13 protein-coding genes and 1 pseudogene are annotated in these 11,542 nt (G+C 65.6%); 8 read left to right on the forward strand and 6 right to left on the reverse strand.

Going from position 1 to position 11,542, the window contains the following annotated elements; genetic code table 11:
- Positions 1–78 precede the first annotated feature (78 nt).
- The 6 genes from ACLJRL_RS18255 to ACLJRL_RS18280 form a co-directional block, all read right to left on the reverse strand.
- Positions 79–468, reverse strand: a complete 390-nt coding sequence (locus tag ACLJRL_RS18255) for a hypothetical protein (protein WP_410657387.1) — start codon at positions 466–468, stop codon at positions 79–81.
- Positions 469–497: 29 nt separating this feature from the next.
- Positions 498–764, reverse strand: coding sequence for a hypothetical protein (locus ACLJRL_RS18260; RefSeq protein WP_410657388.1), 267 nt, complete (start codon positions 762–764; stop codon positions 498–500).
- Positions 765–804: 40 nt separating this feature from the next.
- A complete protein-coding gene (locus ACLJRL_RS18265; RefSeq protein WP_410657389.1) occupies positions 805–1,425 on the reverse strand; it encodes a hypothetical protein in 621 nt (206 codons plus the stop codon).
- Positions 1,426–2,574: 1,149 nt separating this feature from the next.
- On the reverse strand, positions 2,575–2,859 hold the full coding sequence (locus tag ACLJRL_RS18270; RefSeq protein WP_410657390.1) for a hypothetical protein: 285 nt from the start codon (positions 2,857–2,859) through the stop codon (positions 2,575–2,577).
- A gap of 145 nt (positions 2,860–3,004) precedes the next feature.
- The gene (locus ACLJRL_RS18275; RefSeq protein ID WP_410657391.1) at positions 3,005–3,154 is read right to left on the reverse strand and encodes a hypothetical protein; all 150 of its coding nucleotides are present in this window, start codon (positions 3,152–3,154) and stop codon (positions 3,005–3,007) included.
- 44 nt (positions 3,155–3,198) lie between these two features.
- On the reverse strand, positions 3,199–3,558 hold the full coding sequence (locus tag ACLJRL_RS18280; RefSeq protein WP_410657392.1) for an NUDIX domain-containing protein: 360 nt from the start codon (positions 3,556–3,558) through the stop codon (positions 3,199–3,201).
- Between the two features lie 1,177 nt (positions 3,559–4,735).
- Between ACLJRL_RS18280 and ACLJRL_RS18285 the strand changes: the two genes are divergently transcribed.
- The 8 genes and pseudogenes from ACLJRL_RS18285 (at position 4,736) to ACLJRL_RS18320 (ending at position 11,504) form a co-directional block, all read left to right on the forward strand.
- Complete coding sequence (locus ACLJRL_RS18285) at positions 4,736–5,362, forward strand: hypothetical protein (protein WP_410657393.1); 627 nt, start codon at positions 4,736–4,738, stop codon at positions 5,360–5,362.
- Positions 5,363–6,249: 887 nt separating this feature from the next.
- Positions 6,250–6,465 carry a hypothetical protein gene (locus ACLJRL_RS18290; RefSeq protein ID WP_410657394.1) on the forward strand — a complete coding sequence of 72 codons (216 nt, stop codon included), beginning with the start codon at positions 6,250–6,252 and terminating at the stop codon, positions 6,463–6,465.
- A gap of 403 nt (positions 6,466–6,868) precedes the next feature.
- A complete protein-coding gene (locus tag ACLJRL_RS18295) occupies positions 6,869–7,834 on the forward strand; it encodes a hypothetical protein (protein ID WP_410657395.1) in 966 nt (321 codons plus the stop codon).
- A gap of 305 nt (positions 7,835–8,139) precedes the next feature.
- Positions 8,140–8,777, forward strand: a pseudogene (locus tag ACLJRL_RS18300) (IS21 family transposase); the annotation flags it as partial.
- Entirely contained in the window at positions 8,710–9,024 is a 315-nt protein-coding gene (locus ACLJRL_RS18305) for an FCD domain-containing protein (protein ID WP_410657449.1), read from the forward strand. The pseudogene ACLJRL_RS18300 and the gene ACLJRL_RS18305, both read left to right, overlap by 68 nt.
- 74 nt (positions 9,025–9,098) lie before the next feature.
- Positions 9,099–9,467, forward strand: a complete 369-nt coding sequence (locus ACLJRL_RS18310; RefSeq protein WP_410657450.1) for a hypothetical protein — start codon at positions 9,099–9,101, stop codon at positions 9,465–9,467.
- A gap of 3 nt (positions 9,468–9,470) precedes the next feature.
- Entirely contained in the window at positions 9,471–10,913 is a 1,443-nt protein-coding gene (locus ACLJRL_RS18315; protein WP_410657396.1) for a caspase, EACC1-associated type, read from the forward strand.
- Positions 10,914–11,186: 273 nt separating this feature from the next.
- Complete coding sequence (locus tag ACLJRL_RS18320) at positions 11,187–11,504, forward strand: BNR-4 repeat-containing protein (RefSeq protein ID WP_410657397.1); 318 nt, start codon at positions 11,187–11,189, stop codon at positions 11,502–11,504.
- Positions 11,505–11,542 lie beyond the last annotated feature (38 nt).

The raw sequence follows: 11,542 nt of genomic DNA on the forward strand, positions 1-11,542 counted from the left end.
CGAAGTCCTTCCTTCTGTGGCGCGATACCAGGGGTCGGCGGAACGCGCCGGTCGGTATCCACGATATTCGACGATCAGCTACCCGCGCTGGTTCCAGCGGATCCAGCGCGGAGTCAAGGCCGGAGCTTGCCCTGAGAATAAAGGAAGGTGGTCCCCGGGCAGGTCGGTGAAATCCCAGCGGCCAGGCTGGCGTTTGTGCGCACCGTGTCCACCGCGCTTCGTCGGGCACGACTTTCTGTTCCGTTTGATATGTGCAGGGTTCGGAGCTGCTGGCCCGGTGCGCCGCTCCGGGCCCAGAACGCGATCGAGACAGGGTCGCGGTCGATCGCGCAGGTCGACCATGTCGGCCTCGTTCCGGAACACCGCGAAGCCGCCGCCTTCGAACCCGTCCCGCCGCTCGTGCTTCGCAGGCCCGCGGTCGTCGGCCAACGCGAAGTAGCCGTAGTCGGCCAGATAGCGCGCGAACACGCGATCACCCCCTCAGTGATCACCTGATATTAGCGAGCAGACCGGCGTTCGGGACGCATACCGGCCTCTCCAACCGGAGACACCGATGACACGACTGCCTGCGGGGATGCCGAAACGCAGACCAGCGCATGAGCCTGCTGCGAGCGCGTGATCGCGACGCCGGTGAACGTGACGAACGAAGGCAGCCGGCCGGGTGTGCGCGCGTTCAGCACGACCGCGCCGGCCAACTGGCCTGCCACACTGGCCGGCCCGAAGACGAGCACACCGACGCGGCGAACGGCCGCACCCGTCTTCACCTGTCCTACCAAGCCAAGATCACGAACTGCCACTGGAGTACTAGGCCAGTTCGTTGACCGTTTTGCCGTCCCCGTCCAGGATCTTGATGGTCGGCCGGTCGTTCTCGTCTACCTGGAGCACGATTCGCGGACGCCCTTGGGAATCGCACAACGCCAGCTGCGCGCCGAAGGTGGTGTGGCAGCCGAAGAGCGCGCGCGGCGTGGCGCGGACGCTGGGCCCGGCGTCGGGATCCGGAATGCCGTTGATGGTCAGGCCCGCGCCACCCACGCCGTCCTTCGCGGACAGGCTGAGGTTGATCCCGTCCACCGCGTGCGGATAGTCGAAGGCGATGCGGCCGCCGGTGGGATGGACGAGCAGGCCGCCCTTTTCGTCACCGGTCTCGTCGTTGAAGATCAGATAGGAGCCGTTCTCCGGCCCGGATCGCCGCTCGGGCGGGTAGGTCTGGCCGTCGATGATCAGCGGCGGCTTACGGCTGTCGAGCAGGAACCGCTGCCGCCCTCGCTTGTCCACCACGGTGAACGACGGGCTCACCTGACGCTTGTCGTCCACTGTGGAGTCCATAGTGGACTCCGTCGCGCCCGCTGTTCCACCGGCCAGCAACGCGCCACCAGCGGTCGCCGCCATTCCGAAGGCCGCCCGTCGCCCGAGATCCCCTGCCATCGCCCAGTCTCCTCAAGTCGGTTCCCCGGACGCTAGCAAAGATCATCACGCGATGTGACAGATGGCCAATATCTGTCACTCGCTTGGAGTAGCCTGGTTTGTAGGTGTAGGTACACTTTTCGCCGCCGGTGAGAGCGAATCCATGCTCGGCGCCCTTGTCGCCGAAGCGGGCCTGCGCGACCGATTGGTCCTGACCGGCAAGTCCACCAACAGCCGTCGACCCCCGGCGATCTGAACGTCGGCGGCAACGGCAGGGGGTCGTTCCCCGAAACCAGGCCTGACAACGCAGCCCCTGGGGCGCTCCAGGAATCGCAGCACTTGCCGTCCGCAACGTCAAGCTATGACTGGTCAGCCACTGCGGATGCCGACAATGTCCGGTCATCGGCATAAGCGGATGTCGTGCGCCTGGGGTTGCCGTCTGTTGTCGGAGTTCAGCGGAACAGTGGGATCGGCCAGCAACACCACTCGGTCGAGCGTCGGATCGAACCCGAGGACCGGGCGGGCTGAGCCGCTGCCTCCTGCGTCATCAGGACGGGCTTGCTCAGTTTCCGCCCGATCTCGGCAAGAAACCCGCTCTGTGCAGCCACTCACCGAGGGCGGTGTAGTCGACCTCGGTGAGGCCCTGTCGTGGGTCGACGCGGTGTAGTAGCACGGGTGCCCCGTGGCCGGTGTGCACCCAGTGTCTGTCTATGTCGGTGATCTCGTCGTCGACCCACACGAACGGGCGTCCCGGTGCCCAGTTGACGAGGCTCGGGTCTTCCAGTGCAGTCCGTGGCCGGGATTGCCCCTGGACAGGAGCGGGTTCGAACCGGCCGCAGGTGAGTCGAGGCGGGACAGGTAGGTCGGGTACTGCTCAGCAGGGGCGCCGAAGGGGATGAGCGGCCCATCGACGTCGAGGAAGAGCAGAGGTAGTTGTCCGATGCCTGTCACGACCGCACGATAGCTGCTGATCATGCTGCGCCAGGTCCGATGATGAAGCTACGAATTCAACTCGTGACAGCGATCAAGAGACTCGGTGGTCCTGCCTCCCAATTACGTTGTGCGCCACGCTTCCTGTCATGCCTGAACTGACCTCGGCAGGACAGGGTTCGGCTTGCTGCGCTATGCCGCCGAAGCGGGCGTTGGCCTGGTTCACGCTAATGGCGTTGATCAGCCGCTCCGGATCACCCGGTAGATCGTCTCCGACTTCGGCGCGGGGCGCGGCACGTTGGTCCAGCCGATCTCTTCAGCTCGCAGCGCGATTGCGGCCTTCACCTCAGCCGTGTCGGTGTCGTCCTCGAAGAACGCAATCGACAGACCGTTGCCGGTGGCTGGGTCTACCAAGTGATAGGCGTTGAGGACGCCAGGTACAGCCTTCGCCGCGTCGATCACCCATTGACGGTCATCGCCGGGCATGGGCTCCCATACCGCGACACGTGCGATCACGAGCACCACCTCCGCAACGTGAGTCGAACGATCAGGAACCGGCGTTACCGAGTCCCAAGCCTGAACACCCACCGGCAGGACAGTGCGTTAAGAGCCTGCGCCGCTGAGCCAGCTGGTCACCACGACACCCTCGATGACCGCGAACGGTCAGAAGCTACGCCGAGGTCGCGACGCCGGCTTCGAGCTCGATGTCACGCTCGTCGTCGACCTGCGTCCGCGACACCATCTGCGCTACCAGGTCGAAGATCGGCGTCGCTTCCTGCGGAAGGGACACGCTCTGCTGGTGCACACTCTCGGCGATCATGAACTACTACTCCTCGAAGACGGCAACTACATCGACCGTTCACCCTAACGGCCGCACCTCGGTGACGCACAGTATTCGGGGTTTTGGTCGAGGACGCCGCCGTCGTACAGGTTGTTCGTCAGGGCGGGGCGGCCGTCCGGCTGCGGGGAAACCCAGTCGACGACCAGTAGTCGGCCGGGCAGCACATCGAACCCGAGTTCTTCCCTGATCTCGCGGCGCGCGCATTCCCAGGGATGCTCGCCTTCTTCGTGCGCGCCGCCGGGGATCTCCCAGGTATCGGAGCCGTAGGTGGTTTCGACAAGCAAGATGCGGCCCTCGGTGTCGCTGAAGATGACGCCCGCGCTCGCGATCTGCTTGGGCAGCGTGGCATAGTACTCGGCGGGAGGCAGCCGTTCCTGGGTCATGCGCGGGGAGGCTACCCATCCCGCCGTACCCCGTCGGTGTCTCCGCATTCTTCCAGCTGAGATCAGTCAGCTCGGTCTGCGAAAGCTCCGACGGCCGCAGGCCATTCCGAAGGCGCGTGAGACGATGCTAGGCATCAGCGCCTGGCTGAGCGGACCGAGGTCGAAGCTCCCCCCGCTCCCCCGCGTCGTCGCGCTCACTCAGCTTTCGAAGGTACGACTTGCGCTCCTCAGCGATCACCCGGTCTCCCGCGCTCCTCTTCATCTCGGGCCTGTCGTGCTGATCGGCTACGGACCTACCTGGCCACCAGACTTTCTCGTCGCCACAAGCGCGCCGCGACTACAGGTCGCCAGCTCGACGATGGACAAGCTCAGTACGGCGCAAGCTGCTTCCGGCCTCAGATGACCCTGCCGGGTGCTCGTCGCTGACTAAAGACCTCGTCGATCACTCCGATCGTGGCACTCAGGCAGTACATCGGCGGATTTCCGCCGAACCCTGATCGCGCTGGGCGCCCGCCCGTCGATGGGCAGAGCCTGTTCCTGCTATGTCAACGCCGACGTCGAGTCGTTCTTCACCACCTCAAAGGCGAGATCGGCACCCGAGCCTGGTTGGTCGAATCGCGGGTGGTCAGGCTCCCCGCCGCGTGCGTGACCACGCGGTCTCCATTCCCGAGACGGCGCCCAGCGCCGCAATTGCTACGACCACACAACCAGAGGAACTCTGCACCATCTCGTTGCTACGAGCGGACCCAAGCTGCTCGTAGATGAAGTCCCTGTTCTCCAGGTAGAAGAACGCCGCACCCCTGGTCAGGGGTGTAGGCCGGCCCGCCGATCTGCTCTTCTACGGCAATCCAGCCGCCAAGATCCACCACGTCGGCCTCGACAATGGCAACGAGAAAATGATCAATGCGTCTACATTCGGGCAACCCAGAGAACCACCACGACAAGTACGTTGGAGCTCCGCGACCCAAGAATCAGGTCCGTCACGCCTCCGACCCGGCCAGGGAGGCGCCGACCAAGCCGGCGCCGGTGGCCCGCGCGATCGGAGAATGAGCTGATCGGCGTAAGCGTTTTGTGATCCTTTGTGGCGCGAACGAACCACACCGGATGGCCGCGTCGGCAATTACGGTGCATGGCGAGAACGCCGGAATCGATTCGGCGGGGGAGCCCGAGGAGATTCATGAAGTACGACCGCACAGCGGTATTCGCCGCCGGTTTTGCCGCACTTGCCCTGCTGTCCGCCTGCGGGAGTGGGGAAAAGAGCGCCGCTGCACCGGTCGAGGGCTCCACGCCGGCCGCCGCCGAGTCCTCGTCCGCCGGTTCGAGCGCCGAGCCCACCGGTTCGGCCAATTCCGCCGAGATCACCAAGCCCGGCACCAAGCTGAAGGTCGGCGACCGCGCGGTGGTGCCGTTCAAGTACGGCACGGACAAGACCGGCACTATCGCGATCACCGTCGACTCGATCGACCTCGGCCCGAGCACGGATCTGGCGTCCGTCGGCGAGAAGGCCAAGGGCCTGAGGCCGGTGTACATCCGGTTGACCGTGGAGAACGTCGGCGGCACCGATCTCGCCCACAGCGTGGTGCGGCTGCGCGCGCAGGGCCCGGATGGCCGGAGTACCGGCGTGGTCGTCACCGGGGAGATCCCGAAGTGCAAGGCCGCGTCCGCGTCGAAGGATTTCACCACCGCCGGGGCGAAGTACAAGACCTGCGAACTGCAAGCCGTCCGCGAAGGCAGTGAGGTCGGCGCCGCCACCTACACCGACACCGAGAAAATCAAGGACGCCCCGATCGTCTGGAAGAAGTAAGCAACGCCCGTAACCGCTGTCCCACCGCTTCTAGTGCCTCATCAAGGAACGTTGACGTGGTAACCGTGTCGCGTGGACATCCGAGCTGGTGATCGCGAGGCTGCCGGTGGTGAGCCATGGCACGTAAAGCCTGGGGATACTCGTGCGGTCGTTGGAGCCGGAGGCGGCGCAGCGACTGGTGGAGATCACGAGGTCGGCTCGGTTCGGGTGCGGCTGCGACGGTCCGGGATCGCGCTGGCCTCGGTGCAGGGCCGGTCCGCGAGTGAGATCGCGGAGACCGAGGGGTACGTGCGGGAGTCATCCACGCGTTCAACGACTCCGGGTTCGCAGCGCTGTCTCCAAAATGGAGGGCGGCCGACCTCCTAAGTTCGGTCGGCCGCCCGTGGTCAGATCTGCCGCATCGCCGGGATCGGATTGCCGTTCACGACCTGGAGCCTGGCCAAGCTGGTCGGGTATCTCGCCGAACACGCGAGCATCAAGACCGTCCGGCAGATCCAAGGACCCGGACTTCGTCGCCAAGAAGAACCGCATCCTGGACCTCTACGATCACCCGTCCGTCGTCGACGGCGGGTGATCTGTGTCGATGAGTTCGGGCCACTGAACCTGCGACCCCGGCCCGGCCGCGGCTGGTTTCCCGCCGGCCGCCCGGCCAGGCTGCGCGCGACCTACACCCGCACCAAGGGGGTCCGGCAGATATTCCGCCGGTTCCGTGACCGCAAACGCTGGCCGCAGTTCCTCGACTTCTGCAAACAGCTCCGTTGCCGCCTCCCGACCGGGGAGCTCTACCTGGTCTGTGACAACGATGGCCTCACGGCAAGGCCGAGGTCAGGACCTGGTGCGCGGCCAACGACATCGAGCTGGTCTTCACGCGCACCAACGCGTCCTGGTTGAACTGGATCGAGTGTGAGTTCACCGCGGTCCGCTACTTCACCCTCGACGGCAGCGACTACCCCAGCCACGCCGCCCAGCAAGCCGACATCGCCGGCTACCTCCGCTGGCGCAACGCCACGCCCAGGCACATCGGCACGATCCCCGAAGCTCCTACGGCGCCTGGTGCGCCGCCACTGCATTCCGCCTGCACACCGTCGAGAACGCCACGCTGACGGCCGAGGCTCAACGCACCGGAGGCCCCTCCCCCACCTCCCGCATCCGCCTCTGAAGTTCCCGCACCGCAAAGAAAGAAGGCTCAGGACTCCTGATGTAAGTGATCTCCCCAGCCGTCCGCGGCACCATCCGCGCGGTGGTCGGCTACACGCTGCCGGACCATGACGGGCGCCGCCGGGAAAGGTAACAGGACCGTTCGCCAGAGCCGGATCGGCGACAGCCGGAGGTGCCGCACGACGCCTCGCGGAGCCACGCATCAATGCGCTACGTACCGCCGTACGCCGTCGTAATACCTAGACCGTATAGCCGCATATCGTGGCGATATCATTGAGATAACGGTGACGAGTAGGAGACACTGCCGGTAATTAATCCACGGAAGTCCTACCGTGAACCGAGGTTCGTATGCGCCGCGACTACTGCGTTTCGCTGTTGACCGCCTGCCTCGCCTTGTCCTTCGTTCAACCCCCTATGGCCACCGCTCAACCCGCTTCAGGAGCCCCCGCCGGGCAGGACATCGCCACAGCCGTCGCGCGGGCACCCTTCTGTTACGAAGAACCCGTGCAACCGAAAGCCGATGTAAGCGACATTAAATCCACTTTCCAGTCTTCGAAATGGCTGCAGACGATCCAAGCCGTGTACAAGCGCCGGTGGCCGAGCGGCGAGGGCCTTGCGATCGCTCAAGCCAAGGACAAGTACTTCAGCCAGTTCGTGGAGAAATCCAGTTTCAACGCGCTCGCCGAATCTCTGATGGTGGCGATTCACGAGGAAACCCACATGTGGGACCTCGATCCTTCGAGAACGTCATGGGACGTCTACATGTCCGCGTGGGTCAACGCGTCCCGAAAAGCGATGAAGGTGCCTCTTCACGGTGGATTCCCTCGCCGTGAGATTCTGCCGCTGATCACGGACAGGCTCACCACGTCCATGGACGACATCTACCTGCGCGACGCACAGCAAGGAACGTATCGCCTTCAGGGCGTCATGGCCGAGCTCAACGCCGGTCTCATGGGGCTGCCCGCGGCGACGGTCGTCGCCGAGTACATCCAGGGCGTGGGAGCCAGCAACTCCAGGGACATCGTGGCCACCAACATGCGCTATCTTCTGCTCTACCTGCGCATAGCCAAGACAAAGCATGCCGACTACTGGGCGAAGATCAAAGCCGAACCCGCGCTGCGTGAACTGGTGCTCATCGAGTTTCTCCGGTCGGCCTATTGGCTCGATCAATCCGCGTCCTATGCCGCCAAACTCGGCAGTGCCGACGTGGACAAGATCGTCGCCAAGAACTACGCCCCGGAAAACATCGCGATAATCGAGGAGTTCACCGGAGCCAAGGTGAACGTGAGCGCACCGAAGAACTGCACGGTTTGACGCGGCGTCGCCGATGAGATGGTGGGCGCATCGGCGGTGCGGTAGCGGGATGTGTCGCTGCGCAAGCCGGGCTCGGATCCGGCGGTGGAGCGGTCGCCGCTGGAAGCCGCCCGGCCCGAAGGGGTCAGGTAGAGCACCCGCCGTCGATGTCGTCAGCCGGGGGGCCTGATCATTCATCAGGCCCCGCGCCGGCGCGGGCGCCAGCCCATTGTCGACGGCGAGTGAAAACTGATCACGGCGTGGCATCTGAATTTTGACCCCTTGTCCGGTGACTCTGGCTGGAACCGAGCCAGGGAGGACGAAGGGTGTTGTCCGTGGAGGATTGGGCTGAGATTCGTCGTTTGCGCAGGTCGGAGGGGTTGCCGATCAAGGCGTCCGCTCGGGTGTTGGGTATTTCGCGCAACACTGTGCGTGCCGCGCTGGCTTCGGATGCGCCGCCGAGGTATGTGCGGGCGCCGCAGGGGTCGATTGTGGACGAAGTGGAGCCGCGGATTCGTGAGCTGTTGCAGGCGTTTCCGACGATGCCGGCGCCGGTGATCGCTGAGCGGATCGGCTGGACGCGGTCGACCCGGGTGCTCTCGGCGCGGGTGGCGGAGTTGCGGCCGGTGTATTCGCCGCCGGATCCGGCTTCGCGCACGAACTACGTGGCAGGCGAGATCGCGCAGTGTGATCTGTGGTTTCCGCCGATCACGCTGCCGGTCGGGTTCGGGTAGGTGCGCAAACCGATCCGGTTGCCGGTGCTGACCATGGTCACGGGTTATTCGCGGTGGCTCTCGGCGGTGCTGATCCGTCGCGGCGGGCGGAGGACCTGTTCGCCGGGTGGTGGCGGCTGATCGAGCAGCTCGGTGCGGTGCCGCGGGTGCTGGTCTGGGACGGTGAAGGCGCGATCGGCCGGTGGCGCGGCGGGCGCAGCGAGCTGGCTGCGGAGTGCCAAGCGTTCCGGCGCGTGGTCCGAAGCCCACCGCGTCTTTCACCGCACGCTGCTGGAGGCTGCGGAAACCCGGTCCTGCTGGAAACCTTCGACCGGATATGGACCGCGAGCGAACTGGCTCGCAGGTGGGCGGCGCCGCGCTCCCGGCCGGGAACACATCGCCGAACACCGCCTGCTGGAGGAAACCGCGTTGGCCCGCGGCGCCGGCGCGGCGGCCGACGCACTGGCCCGGCATCACACCCTGACGGCGGCCGCCTGACATCCAACGTGGCGAAAGGGGAATGTACGAACGTCCACCACTATCATGCTCGGGGACCTAGGCGAGGGGGACGCATGACGACAGTGCTGGTGCGGGTGGCCGGAGACGGGGAGCTCGACGCGGAGACGCGGAAGCTCCGGAAAGCCTTGTTGGAGCTGGATGTCGAGGACGTCCGCCTGCCCGAGGTCGTCGCGCCGGACGGCGCGAAGGGCGCCGGGACCGACATCGGGACGATGGTCGTCAGCCTGGGTGGTTCCGCGGTGCTGACCGCATTGATCACCGGTGTGTGTCAGGTGCTGCGCACGTGGGTGACCCGCGACAAGGACCGGCGCGTGGTAATCGAGGTCGGTGACCACAAGCTCGAGTTGACCGGAGGAAACGCCGAACAGCAGGCGCGCGCGATCGAAGCCTTCAAGAAGACGCTCGAGCTGGAAGCGGACTGAGACGTGGGCATCCGCGACGCACTCCTGATCGCCACCGGCGCCTACAGCAGCGAGCGGCTAGCCGAGTTGCGCTCACCGGCTGCGGACGTCGTCGAACTCGGCGATGTGCTGGCCGACCCCACGATCGGCTGGTTCCAGACGGAGCAGGTCGTCGACGCGCCCGCGCACCTGGCGACGCGCGCGATCGAGAAGTTCTTCCGCAACCGCGGCACCGATGATCTGCTGGTGCTGCACATCTCGTGCCACGGGGTGAAGGACGACGACGGTCTGCTGTACTTCGCGTGCGCGGACACAGACCCGGATCTCCTGGCGTCCACGTCGATCCCTGCGGGTTTTCTGCACGCCCAGATGGGCCGATCCCGCGCGAAGTCGATCGTGTTGCTGCTCGACTGCTGTTTCAGCGGGGCGTTCGTACCGGGTATGAAAGCGACCGCCGGCGTGGACGCGAAAGAACAACTCGCCGGCTACGGGCGAGCCGTCCTGATGGCCACCGGCCGCACGGAGTACGCGTGGGAAGGGAACCGGTTCCGGGAGCTGGAACCGGAACCCTCGCGATTTACCGAAGCGATCATCCACGGTCTGCGCACGGGCGAGGCGGATCGCGACGGCGACGGCAGGGTGGCGGTCGACGAGCTTTACGCGCATGTCTACGAACGCCTGAGGGAAGCCGGCGTCAAACAGACGCCGCAATGGTCCTCGGAACTCGTGCATCGCGTGTACCTGGCGAACCGGGCGATCTCACTGCAGCCGGAGCGGCCGCCTCAGACCAGAGTCCGGCCCCGGCCGCAGCGCCGCGCCCGTCGTGGCGATGACGCGTTGGTCATGGTCAACCTCGCGATGCACGACGCGTTCACAGGCAAGACCGACACGATCCGGCTCGAACAGACGATCACCTGCGGAGAATGCCTCGGGCTCGGCACTTCCGCGGTGTCCCTCGTCGAGCGGTGTCCCCACTGCGGCGGAGATGGTCTCCAAGCAGGGGAAGACTGCGAGCCCTGCAACGGATTCGGAACGCTGATCGATAACCCCTGTCCGCACTGCGCCGGCGACGGCCGGGTCGTCAGCCGGAGAAGTATCGCAGTCAAGATCCCACCAGGGTTGACGAACGGCATGCGCATACGGCTGGCGGAGCATGGCGGAGCCGGTCCCGGTGGCGGGCCTGCCGGTGACCTCTACGTCGAGATCAACGAACTGCCCGACGACCGTTTCGAACGGACGGGGGCCGACCTGTATTGCACGACCCAGATCTCGGCCGAGACCGCGCGCAACGGCGGAATCATCGACCTGGAAACCTTCGAGGGCATCAAGAAGATTCGGATACCGGCCAAGGTGAAGTCCGGCACCACGGTCCGTGCCGCCGGTCTCGGTTTTCCGCGTCTTCGCTCGTCCGGCAAGGTGGACGGCCGTGGCGATCTGATGGTCACCGTGGACGTCCGCAAACGCTAGGCATGGTTGCCCGCCCTCAACTCTTCGGGGAGTTACGCAGCCTCCAACGGAATAGCCGGTGCCAACGAGGATGAATTCACCCCGATCGGACCCCGAGCAACCCCGTGCCTCACTCTGGCACTTCTTCGCGTCGGCCTGCTCGACCTTGTCGCCCCAGCCGCGCAGACGGGCGTTGACTCACCGCCCAGATCCCCGCATCGGCCGAGCAATGTCGCTCGTGCACCGCGATCCAGCCCGACCAAGGTCTTCTATTTCCGATCAGACGCCGGGCTGGTGTCCTCCCCCGCGTCCGAAACCTGGTCGGCGGCAGGCTCCTGGACCGCCCCGAGCGGCGTCACCAGCACGACCCGCAACATCTACCTGCACGGCTTGACCTATGGCCCGAGCGGCAGGCTGTACGCGGCGTTCACGTGGCGGGAAGGCAGTTCCCGAGTCTTGTGCGACTCCGGCGGCCTGACCAACCATGACACCGGGTATGTCTACAGCGACGACCGCGGTCGCACCTGGCGCGACAACACCGGGAAGGTGGCGGGCACTACCGGCGGCGCACCGTTATCGAGGGGTAAGGCAAAGGTGGCGGGTAGGTCGTGAGTGGCGGTTCGGGTCAGGGCCAGGTGCCTTAGGTACCT

Origin of the sequence: Amycolatopsis sp. lyj-112 (assembly GCF_046549055.1) — a bacterium.
Lineage (GTDB): Bacteria > Actinomycetota > Actinomycetes > Mycobacteriales > Pseudonocardiaceae > Amycolatopsis.